The 15,409-nt window shown below is 58.3% G+C and carries 25 protein-coding genes; all 25 read right to left on the bottom strand.

What is annotated here, in order from left to right; translation table 11 throughout:
- Positions 1–6: 6 nt before the first annotated feature.
- Positions 7–189, bottom strand: a complete 183-nt coding sequence (gene rpmD / locus BLS41_RS16135; RefSeq protein ID WP_007180126.1) for a 50S ribosomal protein L30 — start codon at positions 187–189, stop codon at positions 7–9.
- A gap of 10 nt (positions 190–199) precedes the next feature.
- Positions 200–718 (bottom strand): 30S ribosomal protein S5, encoded by a 519-nt coding sequence (gene rpsE / locus BLS41_RS16140; RefSeq protein ID WP_006052219.1) that lies wholly within the window; start codon positions 716–718, stop codon positions 200–202.
- A gap of 14 nt (positions 719–732) precedes the next feature.
- Positions 733–1,098, bottom strand: a complete 366-nt coding sequence (gene rplR, locus BLS41_RS16145) for a 50S ribosomal protein L18 (protein ID WP_012434568.1) — start codon at positions 1,096–1,098, stop codon at positions 733–735.
- A gap of 12 nt (positions 1,099–1,110) precedes the next feature.
- Entirely contained in the window at positions 1,111–1,641 is a 531-nt protein-coding gene (gene rplF / locus BLS41_RS16150; protein ID WP_074766154.1) for a 50S ribosomal protein L6, read from the bottom strand.
- Between the two features lie 18 nt (positions 1,642–1,659).
- Positions 1,660–2,055 (bottom strand): 30S ribosomal protein S8, encoded by a 396-nt coding sequence (gene rpsH, locus BLS41_RS16155; RefSeq protein ID WP_006052216.1) that lies wholly within the window; start codon positions 2,053–2,055, stop codon positions 1,660–1,662.
- Between the two features lie 14 nt (positions 2,056–2,069).
- Positions 2,070–2,375, bottom strand: a complete 306-nt coding sequence (gene rpsN / locus BLS41_RS16160; protein WP_006052215.1) for a 30S ribosomal protein S14 — start codon at positions 2,373–2,375, stop codon at positions 2,070–2,072.
- A 7-nt stretch (positions 2,376–2,382) separates the two neighbouring features.
- Positions 2,383–2,922, bottom strand: coding sequence for a 50S ribosomal protein L5 (gene rplE, locus BLS41_RS16165; RefSeq protein WP_006052214.1), 540 nt, complete (start codon positions 2,920–2,922; stop codon positions 2,383–2,385).
- A gap of 17 nt (positions 2,923–2,939) precedes the next feature.
- A complete protein-coding gene (gene rplX, locus BLS41_RS16170) occupies positions 2,940–3,248 on the bottom strand; it encodes a 50S ribosomal protein L24 (RefSeq protein WP_074766156.1) in 309 nt (102 codons plus the stop codon).
- Positions 3,249–3,257: 9 nt separating this feature from the next.
- Positions 3,258–3,626, bottom strand: coding sequence for a 50S ribosomal protein L14 (rplN, locus tag BLS41_RS16175; protein WP_006052212.1), 369 nt, complete (start codon positions 3,624–3,626; stop codon positions 3,258–3,260).
- Positions 3,627–3,915: 289 nt separating this feature from the next.
- A complete protein-coding gene (rpsQ, locus tag BLS41_RS16180; RefSeq protein ID WP_007180129.1) occupies positions 3,916–4,188 on the bottom strand; it encodes a 30S ribosomal protein S17 in 273 nt (90 codons plus the stop codon).
- Positions 4,185–4,379 (bottom strand): 50S ribosomal protein L29, encoded by a 195-nt coding sequence (gene rpmC, locus BLS41_RS16185; protein WP_007180130.1) that lies wholly within the window; start codon positions 4,377–4,379, stop codon positions 4,185–4,187. The genes rpsQ and rpmC overlap by 4 nt, the downstream gene beginning before the upstream one ends.
- A gap of 10 nt (positions 4,380–4,389) precedes the next feature.
- Entirely contained in the window at positions 4,390–4,806 is a 417-nt protein-coding gene (rplP, locus tag BLS41_RS16190) for a 50S ribosomal protein L16 (protein WP_042329259.1), read from the bottom strand.
- Between the two features lie 2 nt (positions 4,807–4,808).
- Entirely contained in the window at positions 4,809–5,606 is a 798-nt protein-coding gene (rpsC, locus tag BLS41_RS16195; RefSeq protein ID WP_074766158.1) for a 30S ribosomal protein S3, read from the bottom strand.
- 11 nt (positions 5,607–5,617) lie between these two features.
- A complete protein-coding gene (gene rplV, locus BLS41_RS16200; protein WP_197070230.1) occupies positions 5,618–5,950 on the bottom strand; it encodes a 50S ribosomal protein L22 in 333 nt (110 codons plus the stop codon).
- 7 nt (positions 5,951–5,957) lie between these two features.
- Complete coding sequence (rpsS, locus tag BLS41_RS16205) at positions 5,958–6,233, bottom strand: 30S ribosomal protein S19 (protein ID WP_054036552.1); 276 nt, start codon at positions 6,231–6,233, stop codon at positions 5,958–5,960.
- Positions 6,234–6,243: 10 nt separating this feature from the next.
- Positions 6,244–7,071, bottom strand: coding sequence for a 50S ribosomal protein L2 (gene rplB / locus BLS41_RS16210; RefSeq protein ID WP_074766160.1), 828 nt, complete (start codon positions 7,069–7,071; stop codon positions 6,244–6,246).
- Positions 7,072–7,073: 2 nt separating this feature from the next.
- Entirely contained in the window at positions 7,074–7,388 is a 315-nt protein-coding gene (gene rplW / locus BLS41_RS16215) for a 50S ribosomal protein L23 (RefSeq protein WP_007180135.1), read from the bottom strand.
- Positions 7,385–8,005, bottom strand: coding sequence for a 50S ribosomal protein L4 (gene rplD, locus BLS41_RS16220; protein WP_007180136.1), 621 nt, complete (start codon positions 8,003–8,005; stop codon positions 7,385–7,387). Before rplD ends, rplW begins: the two co-directional genes overlap by 4 nt.
- Complete coding sequence (gene rplC, locus BLS41_RS16225) at positions 8,005–8,664, bottom strand: 50S ribosomal protein L3 (RefSeq protein WP_007180137.1); 660 nt, start codon at positions 8,662–8,664, stop codon at positions 8,005–8,007. Before rplC ends, rplD begins: the two co-directional genes overlap by 1 nt.
- 201 nt (positions 8,665–8,865) lie before the next feature.
- Positions 8,866–9,177: a 30S ribosomal protein S10 gene (gene rpsJ / locus BLS41_RS16230; RefSeq protein ID WP_006998489.1), complete on the bottom strand. Its 312-nt coding sequence runs from the start codon at positions 9,175–9,177 to the stop codon at positions 8,866–8,868.
- Between the two features lie 136 nt (positions 9,178–9,313).
- Positions 9,314–10,504, bottom strand: a complete 1,191-nt coding sequence (gene tuf, locus BLS41_RS16235) for an elongation factor Tu (protein ID WP_074762375.1) — start codon at positions 10,502–10,504, stop codon at positions 9,314–9,316.
- 48 nt (positions 10,505–10,552) lie between these two features.
- A complete protein-coding gene (gene fusA, locus BLS41_RS16240; RefSeq protein WP_074766162.1) occupies positions 10,553–12,655 on the bottom strand; it encodes an elongation factor G in 2,103 nt (700 codons plus the stop codon).
- 134 nt (positions 12,656–12,789) lie between these two features.
- A complete protein-coding gene (gene rpsG / locus BLS41_RS16245) occupies positions 12,790–13,260 on the bottom strand; it encodes a 30S ribosomal protein S7 (RefSeq protein ID WP_006053291.1) in 471 nt (156 codons plus the stop codon).
- Positions 13,261–13,438: 178 nt separating this feature from the next.
- Complete coding sequence (gene rpsL, locus BLS41_RS16250; protein WP_012434574.1) at positions 13,439–13,819, bottom strand: 30S ribosomal protein S12; 381 nt, start codon at positions 13,817–13,819, stop codon at positions 13,439–13,441.
- Positions 13,820–14,039: 220 nt separating this feature from the next.
- On the bottom strand, positions 14,040–15,409 hold a 1,370-nt coding region (locus BLS41_RS16255), incomplete at its 5' end, for a RecQ family ATP-dependent DNA helicase (protein ID WP_074766603.1).

Raw genomic sequence — 15,409 nt, forward strand, 5'->3', positions numbered from 1 at the left:
AGCCGCTTAGCTGATGACCTTAACGAGGTACGAAACCTTGTTGATCATGCCGCGCACAGCCGGCGTGTCCTGCAACTCGCTAACCGAGTTGAGTCGGCGCAGGCCCAAGCCACGCACCGTAGCACGGTGCGTTTCACGGGTGCCGATCAGGCTCTTGACGAGCTGGACCTTGACAGTTTTATCAGACATGGTGTCCACCTTAGCCCAGAATATCTTCGACGGACTTGCCGCGCTTCGCCGCGATGTCGCCCGGCGTGGACTGCTTACGCAGACCGTCGAGCGTTGCACGAACGAGGTTGTACGGGTTCGTCGAACCGTGGCTCTTGGCCACAACGTTCTGCACGCCCATCACGTCGAACACTGCGCGCATCGGACCGCCAGCGATCACACCGGTACCGTCCTTGGCCGGAGCCAGGAGGACCATCGATGCGCCGTGCTTACCGTGCACTTCGTGTTGCAGGGTGCCGTTCTTAAGCGGCACCTTGAACATGTTGCGGCGAGCCTGTTCCATCGCCTTCTGAACAGCGACCGGCACTTCCTTCGCCTTGCCCTTGCCCATACCGACGCGGCCATCACCGTCGCCAACCACGGTCAGTGCGGCAAAACCGAGAATCCGGCCGCCCTTCACAACCTTGGTCACGCGGTTGACCGAAATCATCTTTTCGCGCAGGCCGTCGTCGCGTTCGTCAGCCTGAACTTTCGCTTGCATCTTTGCCATGACGAATTCTTCCCTTAGAACTTGAGTCCGGCTTCGCGCGCCGCATCAGCCAGCGCTTTCACGCGGCCGTGGTAACGGAAACCCGAACGGTCGAAGGCGACGGATTCGATGCCGGCAGCCTTAGCCTTTTCTGCAATGCGCTTACCGATCAGGGTCGCAGCATTGACGTTGCCGCCCTTGCCAGTCTGATCAGCCAGTTGCGCACGCACTTCGGCTTCGAGCGTCGACGCGCTGGCGAGCACCTTGGTGCCGCACGGCGAGAACACTTGCGCATAGATGTGCGTGTTCGTGCGATGCACGGCGAGACGCGCGACCTGCAGCTCAGCGATCTTGATACGCGTCTGACGAGCGCGGCGCAGGCGAGATTGAGTCTTATCCATGATTGCGCACCCTTACTTCTTCTTCGTTTCTTTGAGGATCACAACCTCATTGGCGTAACGCACACCCTTGCCCTTGTAGGGCTCCGGCGGGCGATAGCCGCGCACTTCTGCAGCGACCTGGCCAACTTGTTGCTTATTGATCCCCTTGATCACGATTTCGGTTTGCGTCGGGGTTTCAGCCTTGACACCTTCCGGCATCTGGTGCACCACGGGGTGCGAGAAACCCAGCGACAGATTCAGCTTGTCGCCTTGCGCTTGTGCGCGGTAACCGACGCCAACCAGCGTCAGCTTGCGCTCGAAACCCTTCGTCACGCCGTTCACCATGTTCGCAACCAGTGCGCGCATCGTGCCCGACATCGCATTCGCTTCACGGCTTTCGCCAACCGGCTCGAACTTCAGCGTGCCGTTGTCGTTCACCACTTTAACGAGGCTGTTAGCAGCCTGCGAAATCGTACCCAGCGGACCCTTGACGGTAATCAGTTCGTCGCTCAGGGCCACTTCTGCGCCTTGCAGCGCGATCGGGCTTTTACCTACTCGAGACATGTTTCTCTCCTTTCGGCCTTAAGCGACGTAGCAGATGACTTCGCCGCCAACGCCCGTTGCACGCGCCTTGCGGTCCGTCATCACGCCCTTCGGCGTCGACACGATTGCCACGCCGAGGCCATTCATGACCACGGGGATGTCGTTACGGCCGCGGTACACACGCAGACCAGGCTTCGAAACGCGTTCGATGCGTTCGATGACCGGGCGGCCAGCGTAGTACTTCAACACGATGTTCAATTCAGATTTCGCACCTTCGGACTTCACTGCGAAATCATCGATATAGCCTTCGTCCTTCAGGACCTGCGCAATCGCAACCTTGACTTTCGACGAGGGCATAGTCACCGAGACTTTCTCAACCATCTGCGCATTGCGGATGCGAGTCAGCATATCGGCGATAGGATCACTCATGCTCATTTACGTTTCTCCTATTACCAGCTCGCCTTGGTCAGGCCAGGGATCTCGCCGCGGAACGCGATTTCGCGAATCTTGTTACGCGCCAGCCCGAATTTACGGAACGTGCCACGCGGGCGACCAGTAATTGCGCAGCGGTTGCGCTTACGGGTCGGGTTAGAGTTGCGCGGCAGTTGTTGCAGTTCCAGACGTGCTGCGTAATGCTCTTCGTCCGACTTGCTCATATCGCCGATGATCGCTTTCAGCTCAGCACGCTTGGGAGCGTACTTAGCGGCCAGGCGAGCACGCTTCTTTTCACGTTCGATCAGTGCCAGTTTAGCCACGGTAACCTCAGTTTCTGAACGGGAACTTGAAGCTGGCGAGCAGAGCCTTTGCTTCGTCGTCGGTCTTCGCAGTCGTCGTGATGCTGATGTTCAGCCCACGCAGTGCGTCGATCTTGTCGTAGTCGATTTCGGGGAAAATGATCTGCTCTTTCACACCGATGTTGTAGTTGCCGCGACCATCGAACGCACGACCCGACACGCCACGGAAGTCACGCACACGGGGGAGCGCAACCGTCACGAAACGGTCCAAAAATTCGTACATTGCCTGACCACGCAACGTGACCATTGCACCGATCGGATAGCCCTGACGGATCTTGAAGCCAGCGATTGCCTTGCGTGCCTTCGTGATCACCGGCTTTTGGCCTGCGATCTTCGTCAGGTCGCCAACGGCGTTTTCGATGATCTTCTTGTCAGCAACCGCTTCGCCAAGGCCCATGTTCAGGGTGATCTTGGTGATGCGCGGCACTTCCATCACGGACTTGTAACCGAACTTCTCGATGAGGCCGGGTACAACCTTTTCTTTGTAAAACTCTTGCAAACGAGCCATTTTTTTACTCCGCAGCGTCAGGCGCTCAGCTCGGCACCGGTCGTTTTAAGGAAACGGACTTTCTTGTCTCCTTCGACCTTGATGCCTACACGCGACGCCTTGCCATTCGCGTCGACCAATGCGACGTTCGAAATTTGCAGCGGCATCGTCTTGGCTTCCACACCGCCCGTCGTACCCTTCATCGGGTTCGGCTTGACGTGTTTCTTGACGAGGTTGATACCCTCGACAATAACTTTGTCTTCGCCAACGGACAGCACGACGCCGCGCTTGCCTTTATCTTTGCCGGTGATGACGATAACTTCGTCACCTTTGCGAATCTTGTTCATCGCGACTCCTTACAGCACTTCAGGTGCCAACGAAACGATCTTCATGAATCGTTCGCTGCGCAGCTCGCGCGTAACAGGCCCGAAAATACGGGTGCCAATAGGTTCGAGCTTGGCATTCAACAACACAGCGGCGTTGCCATCGAACTTGATCAGCGAGCCGTCTTGACGACGAACGCCCTTGGCGGTGCGAACCACCACGGCGTTATAAATTTCGCCTTTCTTTACGCGCCCGCGCGGCGTTGCTTCTTTGACGGTCACCTTGATGATGTCGCCAATGCTGGCATAACGACGCTTCGAGCCGCCGAGCACCTTGATGCACATGACTTCACGTGCACCCGTGTTGTCGGCCACTTCAAGCCGAGTTTCGGTCTGGATCATGGTTTATCTTTCCCAACTTAATCCGGCCACACCACCATGGCGTACCCGGTCAGTCTTGGTCCCGTCAGCCAATCGGCTGCTTGGGTATGAACAGCAGCGACGGCAAACGAAACCCGCCATCGCAATCCGGTGAATCCTTCGGAACAGGCTGGCGCCCGAACCGCTTCCCCCACCAACTTCGCCCGCGACGGGGCTCCCATAAAAGAGGGAAGACCGAGATCATATCACATAACCCCGGTCTTGCAAGCGAAACTTACTGCGATTTCAATTACTTCTACAACTTGCGGCGTCAGATGACGCGAGCAGCCTCGACCAGGCGAGCAACAACCCAAGCCTTCGTCTTCGAAATCGGACGAGTTTCCTGGATTTCAACGAGGTCACCCTCGTTGTACGTGTTCGCATCGTCGTGCGCGTGGTACTTCTTCGAACGCACAACGTACTTACCGTAGATCGGGTGCTTCACGCGGTGCTCGACCAGCACGGTGACCGTCTTGTCCATCTTGTTGCTGACGACCTTGCCGACCAGCGTCCGCTTGAGCGAGGTTTTTACGCTATCGTTCATTTCTGGTTCGCCTTCTCAGTCAGGACGGTCCGCACACGTGCGATGTCGCGACGGACCTTCTTCAGCTGGCTCGTGTTCGTGAGCTGCTGGGTCGCGAGTTGCATGCGCAGGCCGAATTGCGCCTTCAACAGGTCCGACAGCTCCTTGTTGAGCGCGGCCTGATCTTTCTGGTGAAGTTCGGAAGCCTTCATCATTTGCTCCTTAGGCGCCGAGCTGACGCACGATAAACGTCGTCTTAAGCGGCAGCTTCGCTGCAGCCAGACGGAACGCTTCGCGTGCCAGCTCTTCGGTTACGCCGTCCATTTCGTACAGCATCTTGCCCGGTTGAATCTCTGCGACGTAGTACTCAGGGTTACCTTTACCGTTACCCATACGTACTTCAGCCGGCTTGTGCGAGATTGGCTTGTCCGGGAAGATCCGGATCCAGATGCGGCCGCCACGCTTGATGTGACGCGTCATTGCACGACGTGCCGCTTCAATCTGGCGCGCGGTCAAGCGACCACGACCGACAGCCTTCAGGCCGAACTCACCGAACGACACCGCGTTGCCGCGGGTGGCGATACCGGTGTTACGACCTTTCTGCTCTTTGCGATACTTTCTGCGTTTCGGTTGCAGCATCGTTATTCTCCAGTCTTCCCGTCGCCACCAGCACGACGAGGAGCGCCACGGCGTGCACCTGCCGGGCCACCACCTTCACCATCGCGACGCGGACGGCGATCGCCACCCGGACGTGCGTTGCGGCGCGGACGCTTTTCTTCGGCGACTTCTTCAACCACCGGTGCGTCGTTGCGGCCGAGCGTGTCGCCCTTGTAGACCCACACCTTCACGCCGATGATGCCGTACGTCGTCTTCGCTTCCGAAGTTGCGTAGTCGATATCAGCACGCAACGTATGAAGCGGCACGCGACCTTCGCGATACCATTCCGTACGAGCGATTTCGATACCGTTCAGACGACCAGCGCTCATGATCTTGATGCCTTGAGCACCCAGACGCATTGCGTTTTGCATCGCACGCTTCATCGCGCGGCGGAACATGATCCGGCGTTCGAGCTGTTGCGTGATCGAATCAGCGATCAGTTGCGCATCGGTTTCCGGCTTGCGGATTTCTTCGATGTTGACGTGAACCGGAACGCCCATGCGCTTTTGCAGCTCGGACTTCAGCAGTTCAATGTCTTCACCCTTCTTACCGATCACGACACCCGGACGCGAGCTGAAAATCGTGATACGTGCGTTCTTTGCAGGACGCTCGATCACCACGCGGCCGACGGACGCGTTCTTCAGCTTCTTCTTCAGGTATTCACGAACACCGATGTCTTCCTGCAACATCGCCGCGAAATTGTTGTTGTTCGCGTACCAACGCGACGCCCAATTGCGGCTGACGGCCAAACGGAAGCCAGTCGGATGAATTTTCTGTCCCATCGTATGACCCCTTAATTCCCGACCGTCACAGTGATGTGACAGGATTGCTTCTCGATGCGGTTACCGCGGCCTTTAGCGCGCGCAGTAAAACGCTTCAGCGATGCAGCCTTGTCGACCATGATGCTCGTTACTTTGAGCTCGTCGATATCGGCGCCTTCGTTATGCTCCGCATTCGCGATCGCCGACAGCACGACCTTTTTCACGATTCCCGCAGCCTTCTTCGGCGAAAACGTCAGAACGTTCAGCGCCTTGTCGACCGGCAAACCGCGGATCTGGTCAGCCACAAGGCGCGTTTTTTGCGCCGAGATGCGGGCACCGCGATGAATTGCTTTCACTTCCATCATGAGCCCCTTATTTCTTAGCCTTCTTGTCGGCTGCGTGACCCTTGAACGTCCGGGTCAATGCAAACTCGCCAAGCTTGTGGCCGACCATGTTTTCCGAGATGTACACCGGAACGTGTTGACGGCCGTTGTGCACAGCAATCGTCAAACCAATGAAATCCGGCAGAATCGTCGAACGACGCGACCAGGTTTTGATTGGCTTCTTGTCACGTGCAGCGGCTGCCGACTCAACTTTCTTCAGCAAATGGGCGTCGCAGAACGGACCTTTTTTTACAGAACGTGCCATTGCCTACTCCTTAACGCTTGTGACGGCGCTGGACGATCATGCTCGTCGTGCGCTTGTTGCTGCGGGTGCGATAACCCTTAGCAGGCGTGCCCCACGGGCTCACCGGATCGCGACCTGCAGCCGTCTTGCCTTCACCACCACCGTGCGGGTGATCGACCGGGTTCATTGCAACGCCACGCACCGTCGGGCGGATACCGCGCCAGCGGTTTGCGCCAGCCTTACCGATTTGACGGAGGCTGTGCTCTTCGTTGCCAACTTCACCAATCGTCGCGCGGCATTCAACGTGAACGCGGCGGATTTCACCGGAGCGCAGGCGGACCTGTGCGTAGATGCCTTCACGAGCCAGCAACATCGCCGACGTACCAGCCGAACGCGCCATTTGCGCGCCCTTGCCCGGCAGCATTTCGATGCAGTGGATCGTCGTACCGACCGGAATGTTGCGGATCGGCAGTGCGTTACCAGCGCGGATCGGAGCTTCCGAACCCGACATCAGTTGCTGACCGACGGTGATACCCTTCGGAGCGATGATGTAGCGGCGCTCGCCGTCTGCGTACAGAACCAGCGCGATGTTCGCGCTACGGTTCGGATCGTACTCAAGACGTTCGACCTTCGCTGCGATACCGTCCTTGTTGCGACGGAAATCGACGACACGATAGTGATGCTTATGACCACCGCCCTTATGGCGGGTGGTGATGTGACCGTTGTTGTTACGGCCGGCGGTCGTGGATTGCGCGTCGAGCAGCGGTGCGAACGGCTTGCCCTTATGCAGATCCTTGTTGACCACCTTGACCATCGCGCGGCGACCCGGCGAAGTCGGCTTAACTTTAACGATTGCCATGATTACTTGGCCTCCGCTTCAAAGTTGATTTCCTGGCCGGGCTTCAGGCAGACGTACGCCTTCTTCACGTCCTTGCGCTTGCCCATGAAGCGGCCAAAGCGCTTGGCTTTGCCCTTCGAGACCAGCACGTTGACGGAATTGACTTCCACCTTGAACAGCAGCTCGACTGCAGCTTTCACTTCCTGCTTCGTGGCATCGGGCGCGACTTCGAACACAACCTGCTCGTTCTTGTCGGCCACCAGCGTCGCCTTTTCGGAGATCACCGGCGCGAGCAGGACCTGCATCAAACGATGATCGTTCTTGCGAATCTCGCTCATGACAGCAACTCCTCGATCTGGGCGACCGCAGCCTTCGTGATCAGGATCTTCTTGAAGTAGATCAGCGACAGCGGGTCGGCGTAACGCGGCTCGACAACCGCCACGTGGGCGAGGTTGCGCGACGCGAGGTACAGGTTTTCGTCAACCGTGTCGGTAATCACCAGCACGGAGTCGAGACCCATCGCCTTGAATTTTTCGGCCAGCAGCTTCGTCTTCGGCGCTTCGAGCGTCAGCTCGTCGACCACCGAGATGCGGCCTTCGCGGGCCAGCTGCGAGAAGATCGAGCAGAGACCTGCGCGATGCATCTTCTTGTTGACCTTGTGCGAAAAGTTTTCTTCCGGCGAATTCGGGAAGATCCGGCCACCGCCGCGCCACAACGGGCTCGACGACATACCGGCACGGGCGCGGCCCGTACCCTTCTGGCGCCACGGCTTCTTGGTCGTGTGCTTAACTTGCTCACGATCCTTCTGCGCGCGGTTGCCGCTACGGGCATTCGCTTGATACGCCACCACGACCTGGTGAATCAGGGCTTCGTTGTAATCGCGACCGAACACTACGTCCGACGCGCTAACGCCTGCACCTTCCTGACCATTGGCATTCAGGAGCTTAAGTTCCATTATTTCGCTCCTTTCACGGCACGCGTCTTCACGGCCGGCGTAACGAATACTTTGCCACCCTTCGCACCCGGAACGGCGCCCTTGACCAGCAACAGCTTGCGGTCAGCGTCGATACGAGCGATCTCGAGGTTTTGCACCGTTACCGTGTCGTCACCCATGTGACCGGTCATGCGCTTACCCGGGAAAACACGACCCGGATCTTGCGCCATACCGATCGAACCCGGCACGTTGTGCGAGCGCGAGTTACCGTGCGATGCACGGCCGGATGCGAAGTTGTAACGCTTGATGGTACCGGCGTAGCCCTTACCGATCGACACGCCTTGCACGTCGACCTTCTGGCCTACTTCGAACAGGTCGGGACCGACCACGGTGCCGTTCGACAACTCGGCAGCCTTGGCAGCATCGATCTGGAATTCTTTGAGGATTTCACCGGCTTGAACACCGGCTTTGGCGAGATGACCGGCCAAAGGCTTCGTCACGCGCGATGCACGGCGCGTACCGAATGCAACCTGCACGGCCGTGTAGCCGTCGGTTTCAACAGTCTTGATCTGCGTCACGCGGTTGTCGGACACGTCCAGCACGGTAACGGGAATCGAATCCCCTTCTGCCGTGAAGATACGGGTCATGCCAACCTTGCGACCTACGAGTCCAAGGCTCATCGTTTTCTCCATTCCCGACTGCGATTGGTCGGGGCTAATTTACAAAATGCCGGTGCCGTTTCGGGCATGAATGCATGCTGCAGCACACCGACTTTTTTGCGCAAATGCGCGAAAAGCCCACCACTATAGCAAGGCTTTTCGTTTTCTGCAAGCAATCAAAGACTTAGCGCTGTCCGGCTTACCGGACAAGCTCTGAAAGCCTTATTGCAGCTTGATTTCAACGTCCACACCAGCCGGGAGGTCCAGCTTCATCAGTGCGTCAACGGTCTTGTCCGTCGGATCGACGATGTCCATCAGACGTTGGTGCGTACGGATTTCGAGCTGATCGCGCGACGTCTTGTTGACGTGCGGCGAACGCAGGATGTCGAAGCGTTGAATGCGGGTCGGCAGGGGCACCGGGCCACGAACGATCGCGCCAGTCCGCTTGGCCGTGTCGACGATTTCAGCTGCCGATTGATCGATCAGACGATAGTCGAAAGCCTTCAGGCGAATGCGGATTTTCTGGTTCTGCATGACAATTCCTTGGAAAAGAGCGAGGCGGTATTGCGCCGCCAGATAGTAAAAGAACGTAGAGCCGGGCGCCCGCGAGGGGCTGGCGCCCGGCTCCGGGCACCACTTACTGCATGTACTGCAAGGTCAACTCGCGATTTTACTCGAGAATCTTTGCAACCACACCAGCGCCGACCGTACGGCCGCCTTCGCGAATTGCGAAACGCAGACCTTCTTCCATCGCGATCGGGTTGATCAGCTTCACCGTGATCGACACGTTGTCGCCCGGCATGACCATTTCCTTGTCCTTCGGCAGCTCGATCGAGCCCGTCACGTCCGTCGTACGGAAGTAGAACTGCGGACGGTAGTTGTTGAAGAACGGCGTATGACGACCGCCTTCGTCCTTGCTCAGCACGTACACTTCAGCCGTGAAGTGCGTGTGCGGGTTGATCGAACCCGGCTTCGCCAGAACCTGGCCACGCTCCACGTCTTCACGCTTCGTGCCGCGCAGCAGGATACCAACGTTGTCGCCTGCCTGACCCTGGTCGAGCAGCTTGCGGAACATTTCCACGCCCGTGCAGGTCGTCTTCACCGTCGGCTTGATACCGACGATTTCGATTTCTTCGCCGACCTTGACGATGCCGCGCTCAACGCGACCCGTCACCACCGTGCCACGACCCGAGATCGAGAACACGTCTTCCACCGGCATCAGGAACGCACCGTCAACTGCGCGCTCCGGCGTCGGGATGTACGTGTCCAGCGCGTCGGCCAGATTCATGATCGCCACTTCGCCCAGCTCGCCCGCATCGCCTTCCAGCGCCAGCTTGGCCGAACCCTTGATGATCGGCGTGTCGTCGCCCGGGAAGTCGTACTTCGACAGAAGTTCGCGAACTTCCATTTCAACGAGTTCCAGCAGCTCAGCGTCGTCCACCATGTCGCACTTGTTCAGGAACACGATGATGTACGGAACGCCAACCTGACGGGCCAGCAGGATGTGCTCGCGCGTTTGCGGCATCGGGCCGTCTGCAGCCGAACACACCAGGATCGCGCCGTCCATCTGCGCTGCGCCCGTGATCATGTTCTTCACATAGTCAGCGTGGCCCGGGCAGTCAACGTGTGCGTAGTGGCGGTTAGCCGTTTCGTACTCGACGTGTGCCGTGTTGATCGTGATACCACGTGCCTTTTCTTCCGGCGCCGCGTCGATCTGGTCGTATGCCTTTGCTTCGCCGCCAAACTTCTTGGTCAGAACCGTCGTGATCGCTGCCGTCAGCGTGGTCTTGCCGTGGTCAACGTGACCGATCGTGCCGACGTTCACGTGCGGCTTGGTCCGTTCGAATTTACCTTTAGCCATGTTTCTCTTCTTTCAAAAAGTTAATCGTTGAATGACTTTGCCGCGCGATTACTTCGACTTGGCGTTGATGATCGCTTCCGACACGTTACGCGGTGCTTCTGCGTAGTGCTTGAACTCCATCGTGTACGTTGCGCGACCTTGGGTCAGCGAACGCAGCGACGTCGAGTAGCCGAACATTTCCGACAGCGGTACTTCTGCGCGGACGATCTTGCCGCCGCCAACCATGTCGTCCATGCCCTGAACAATGCCGCGACGACCCGACAGGTCGCCCATGACGTTGCCCATGTAGTCTTCCGGCGTTTCGACTTCGACAGCCATCATCGGTTCGAGGATGACCGGCTGAGCCTTGCGCATTGCTTCCTTGAACGCCATCGAACCGGCCATGCGGAAAGCATTTTCGTTCGAGTCAACGTCGTGGTACGAACCGAACGTCAGGTGAACCTTGACGTCGACGACCGGGAAGCCTGCCAGCACGCCTGCCTTCAGCGTTTCCTGAATACCCTTGTCGACCGCCGGGATGTATTCACGCGGAATCACACCACCCTTGATCTCGTCCAGGAATTCGTAGCCCTTGCCTTGTTCGTTCGGCTCGAGCGTGATGACCGCGTGACCGTACTGGCCGCGACCACCCGACTGCTTGACGAACTTGCCGTCAACGTCTTCCGCCTTGCCGCGAATCGTTTCGCGGTAAGCAACCTGCGGCTTGCCGACCGTTGCTTCCACGCCGAATTCGCGCTTCATACGGTCAACCAGAATTTCCAGGTGGAGCTCGCCCATGCCCGAAATAATGGTTTGGCCCGATTCTTCGTCCGTTTGAACGCGGAACGACGGATCTTCCTGAGCCAGACGGTTCAGTGCCAGACCCATCTTTTCCTGGTCCGGCTTCGTCTTCGGCTCGACAGCCTGCGAAATCACCGGTTCCGGGAAAATCATGCGCTCGAGAACGATCGGGTGCAGCGGATCGCACAGCGTGTCGCCCGTCGTCGCGTCTTTCAGACCGACAGCAGCCGCGATGTCGCCAGCGTGCACTTCCTTGATTTCTTCGCGCTGGTTTGCGTGCATCAGCAGAATACGACCGAGACGTTCCTTCTTGTCTTTGGTCGCGTTCAGCAGCGTGTCGCCCGACTTCGTCGTACCCGAGTACACGCGGAAGAAGATCAGCTGACCGACAAACGGGTCCGTCATGATCTTGAACGCGAGCGACGAGAACTTCTCGTCGTCGGCTGCGCGACGCTCAGCCTTTTCGCCGTTTTCGAGTTCGCCAGTAACCGGCGGAATGTCGATCGGCGACGGCAGGAAGTCGAGCACGGCGTCCAGCATCCGTTGCACGCCCTTGTTCTTGAACGCGGTACCGCACAGCATCGGCTGAATTTCGCATGCAATCGTACGATCGCGCAGACCCTTGATGATTTCCGCTTCGGAGAGCTCGCCCTCTTCCAGGTACTTGTTCATCAGGTCTTCGCTCGACTCAGCAGCCGCTTCGACCATCTTCTCGCGCCATTCGTTGCACGTGTCGACCAGTTCTGCCGGGATTTCTTCGTACGAGAACTTCGTGCCTTGGGACGCTTCGTCCCAAATGATCGCCTTCATCTTCAGCAGATCGACGACGCCCGTGAAGTTTTCTTCCGCGCCGATAGGCACCACGACCGGAACCGGATTCGCCTTCAGACGCAGCTTGAGCTGATCGTAGACCTTGAAGAAGTTCGCGCCGGTACGGTCCATCTTGTTGATGAACGCGAGACGGGGAACCTTGTACTTATTAGCCTGACGCCACACGGTTTCCGACTGGGGCTGAACGCCGCCCACAGCGCAGTAGACCATGCACGCGCCGTCGAGCACGCGCATCGAGCGCTCAACTTCAATCGTGAAGTCGACGTGACCCGGCGTGTCGATGATGTTGATACGGTGCTCAGCGCGGTCGCCGGCCATGCCTTTCCAGAAAGCCGTGGTAGCAGCGGACGTGATCGTGATACCGCGTTCCTGCTCCTGCTCCATCCAGTCCATGGTTGCAGCGCCGTCGTGAACTTCACCAATCTTGTGGTTCACGCCGGTATAGAACAGGATGCGCTCGGTCGTCGTCGTTTTGCCGGCGTCGATGTGAGCGCTAATACCGATGTTACGGTAGCGCTCGATAGGTGTCTTGCGAGCCACTTTGATCCTCTATTGGGATGACGCGATGCGAGAAAATACCCATCGCGCTGTAACACAAACGGGCGAGGCGCTTTGTAAGCGCACCCGCCCGGAATTTCTTTCCGCTTTTTCAGCTAAACCCGGGTTCGGGAAGCTTAGAAACGGAAGTGCGAGAACGCCTTGTTGGCTTCTGCCATCCGGTGAACTTCGTCGCGCTTCTTCATTGCGCCGCCACGGCCTTCGGCCGCTTCGGAGAGTTCACCTGCCAGACGCAGGGCCATCGACTTCTCGCTGCGCTTCTTCGCGGCTTCACGCAGCCAACGCATCGCCAATGCCATACGACGCGACGGGCGCACTTCGACCGGAACCTGATAGTTTGCACCACCAACGCGGCGGCTCTTAACTTCGACCACCGGCTTGACGTTGTTGAGCGCTACCGTGAACACTTCCAGCGGGTCCTTGCCACCCTTGGTCTGGATTTGTTCGAAAGCGCCGTACACGATGCGTTCAGCAACCGACTTCTTGCCGGACAACATCAGCACGTTCATGAACTTAGCTACATCAACGTTACCGAACTTCGGATCCGGCAACACTTCCCGCTTGGGGACTTCGCGACGACGCGGCATGTTTCTTCCTTTAACTTTTCAGTTGGAGCTACTCAGCTCCGCGGCCACCAACTAACCCGATTCATCTTCAAGACTTACCAGCCTGGTCGGGTGACCACTTACTCGACAGCACCGGCTATTCCGGCACCACCGCTATTACCGCCTTTGCAGGCGACCTGAAACTACTTTGACCGGCTAATTACTTGCCAGCCTTGGCACGCTTCGCGCCGTACTTCGAGCGAGCCTGCTTACGATCCTTGACGCCCTGGGTATCCAGCGAGCCGCGAACCATGTGGTAACGCACACCCGGCAAGTCCTTAACACGACCGCCGCGAATCAGCACGACCGAGTGTTCCTGCAGGTTGTGGCCTTCACCACCGATGTACGAAATAACTTCGAAGCCGTTCGTCAGACGAACCTTGGCAACCTTACGGAGTGCCGAGTTAGGCTTCTTAGGCGTCGTGGTGTACACACGGGTGCACACGCCGCGGCGCTGGGGGCAGTCCTGCAAGGCCGGGCTCTTGCTCTTAGTCGTTTCCGACTGGCGGCCTTTGCGAACCAGTTGATTGATGGTTGGCATTGTTTATTCCTGAAATTGAACAAAATCGACGCATATGTTCCCGGGCAAAGCGGAAACGCTTGCGCATCGAACTTCCGGGTGGTCTGTTTACTCGCGAGTTAACCCCGCGCGCAGGCATCCCAAGAACCGGAACCTAGCATAATATTCCGAAAATACTAAGGGAGTCAACAGGTTGCGATATTTCGCAGGCCTGTCGATCTGTATGAGCCGTCCCGAGCGCTCAATCAGCCGCGACGACTTCCAGCAATTCGTCGCCGAAACGATCGAGTTTACGTGCGCCCATGCCCGGAATGCCGCGCAAATCCTCGATGGAATCGGGGCCATTACGGGCAATTTCTGCCAGTGTCGCGTCGTGGAAAATGACGTAGGCAGGCACGCCGTCGCTTTTTGCCGTTTCTGTACGCCATGCGCGCAGCCGATCCCAACGGGCACGTTCACGCGGACCCATGCCGACCGTAGGATCGGCACGTTCGCTCGTACGCCCGGACGATTGACGGGTGCGAGTCGGCTTCACATAGCGACGCATCGTCACGTTCTGCTCGCCCTTAAGCACCGGTTTGCTCGCCTCGGTCAGGACCAGCGAACCAAAACCTTCGTGGTCCACAGTCAGGTAACCGAACGCCACGAGCTGACGAAACACCGCGCGCCATTCCGGTTCGCCAAGCGCCGCGCCTATACCGAAGGTGGTGAGCTTTTCGTGGCCGCGCTGCAAAATTTTCTCGCTGCTATTGCCGCGCAAGATGTCGATCAGATGGCCGGCGCCGAAATGAAATCCACTTGCCCGTTGCGCGCGGAAGACGCAGGAAAGCGCCATCTGCGCCTCGCGCGTGGCATCCCAAGTGGCGGGCGGTTCAAGGCAGTTGTCGCAATTGCCGCAGGGCTTGCTCGATTCGCCGAAATACGCGAGCAGGCGCACGCGCCGGCAAGTGGCCGCTTCGCACAAGCCCAGTAGTGCGTCGAGCTTGCCCGTTTGGACGCGCTTATGGGCGTCGTCCGCGTCCGACTCGTCGATCATTTTGCGCTGCTGCACGACGTCGCCGAGACCGTAGGCCATCCAGGCGTTCGCCGGCATTCCATCGCGGCCGCCCCGCCCTGTTTCCTGGTAATACCCTTCGACGCTCTTCGGCAAATCCAGATGCGCGACGAACCGCACGTCCGGCTTATCGATTCCCATACCGAACGCGATCGTCGCGCACATCACGATGCCCTCTTCACGCTGAAACATCTCCTGATGCTTCTGTCGGATCTCAAAATCCATACCGGCGTGATACGGCAACGCGCGCATGCCTTTTTCCTTCAGCCACTCCGCCGTCTCTTCGACCTTGCGACGCGACAGGCAATAAACCACGCCGGCGTCGGTCGTGCCGTCCGGCTTCGAATGTTCTGCGCGAATGAAGTCGAGCAGCTGCGTACGCGCGTTGTCCTTTTCGACGATCCGATAGCGGATATTCGGCCGATCAAAGCTCGACACGAAAACGCGCGCGTCGTCGAGTGCCAGGCGGTGGATGATCTCGTCACGCGTGATCGCGTCCGCCGTAGCGGTGAGTGCGATGCGCGGCACGTTCGGAAATCGCTCGTGCAGTACAGACA

The sequence above is a fragment of the Paraburkholderia fungorum genome (assembly GCF_900099835.1).
Lineage (GTDB): Bacteria > Pseudomonadota > Gammaproteobacteria > Burkholderiales > Burkholderiaceae > Paraburkholderia > Paraburkholderia fungorum_A.

Excerpts from the sequence above, each read along its gene's own strand:
- rplR (WP_012434568.1), bottom strand. The coding sequence starts at position 1,098 with ATGGATAAGACTCAATCTCGCCTGCGCCGCGCTCGTCAGACGCGTATC.
- rplD (WP_007180136.1), bottom strand. The coding sequence starts at position 8,005 with ATGGAACTTAAGCTCCTGAATGCCAATGGTCAGGAAGGTGCAGGCGTT.
- rplV (WP_197070230.1), bottom strand. The coding sequence starts at position 5,950 with ATGATGGAAGTGAAAGCAATTCATCGCGGTGCCCGCATCTCGGCGCAA.
- rpmC (WP_007180130.1), bottom strand. The coding sequence starts at position 4,379 with ATGAAGGCTTCCGAACTTCACCAGAAAGATCAGGCCGCGCTCAACAAG.
- rplX (WP_074766156.1), bottom strand. The coding sequence starts at position 3,248 with ATGAACAAGATTCGCAAAGGTGACGAAGTTATCGTCATCACCGGCAAA.
- rpsH (WP_006052216.1), bottom strand. The coding sequence starts at position 2,055 with ATGAGCATGAGTGATCCTATCGCCGATATGCTGACTCGCATCCGCAAT.
- rplF (WP_074766154.1), bottom strand. The coding sequence starts at position 1,641 with ATGTCTCGAGTAGGTAAAAGCCCGATCGCGCTGCAAGGCGCAGAAGTG.
- rpsJ (WP_006998489.1), bottom strand. The coding sequence starts at position 9,177 with ATGCAGAACCAGAAAATCCGCATTCGCCTGAAGGCTTTCGACTATCGT.
- rpmD (WP_007180126.1), bottom strand. The coding sequence starts at position 189 with ATGTCTGATAAAACTGTCAAGGTCCAGCTCGTCAAGAGCCTGATCGGC.
- rplE (WP_006052214.1), bottom strand. The coding sequence starts at position 2,922 with ATGGCTCGTTTGCAAGAGTTTTACAAAGAAAAGGTTGTACCCGGCCTC.
- rpsG (WP_006053291.1), bottom strand. The coding sequence starts at position 13,260 with ATGCCGCGTCGTCGCGAAGTCCCCAAGCGGGAAGTGTTGCCGGATCCG.
- rpsL (WP_012434574.1), bottom strand. The coding sequence starts at position 13,819 with ATGCCAACCATCAATCAACTGGTTCGCAAAGGCCGCCAGTCGGAAACG.
- rplP (WP_042329259.1), bottom strand. The coding sequence starts at position 4,806 with ATGCTGCAACCGAAACGCAGAAAGTATCGCAAAGAGCAGAAAGGTCGT.
- rpsC (WP_074766158.1), bottom strand. The coding sequence starts at position 5,606 with ATGGGACAGAAAATTCATCCGACTGGCTTCCGTTTGGCCGTCAGCCGC.
- rpsQ (WP_007180129.1), bottom strand. The coding sequence starts at position 4,188 with ATGAACGATAGCGTAAAAACCTCGCTCAAGCGGACGCTGGTCGGCAAG.
- rplW (WP_007180135.1), bottom strand. The coding sequence starts at position 7,388 with ATGAGCGAGATTCGCAAGAACGATCATCGTTTGATGCAGGTCCTGCTC.
- rplN (WP_006052212.1), bottom strand. The coding sequence starts at position 3,626 with ATGATCCAGACCGAAACTCGGCTTGAAGTGGCCGACAACACGGGTGCA.
- rpsE (WP_006052219.1), bottom strand. The coding sequence starts at position 718 with ATGGCAAAGATGCAAGCGAAAGTTCAGGCTGACGAACGCGACGACGGC.
- rpsS (WP_054036552.1), bottom strand. The coding sequence starts at position 6,233 with ATGGCACGTTCTGTAAAAAAAGGTCCGTTCTGCGACGCCCATTTGCTG.
- tuf (WP_074762375.1), bottom strand. The coding sequence starts at position 10,504 with ATGGCTAAAGGTAAATTCGAACGGACCAAGCCGCACGTGAACGTCGGC.
- rplB (WP_074766160.1), bottom strand. The coding sequence starts at position 7,071 with ATGGCAATCGTTAAAGTTAAGCCGACTTCGCCGGGTCGCCGCGCGATG.
- rplC (WP_007180137.1), bottom strand. The coding sequence starts at position 8,664 with ATGAGCCTTGGACTCGTAGGTCGCAAGGTTGGCATGACCCGTATCTTC.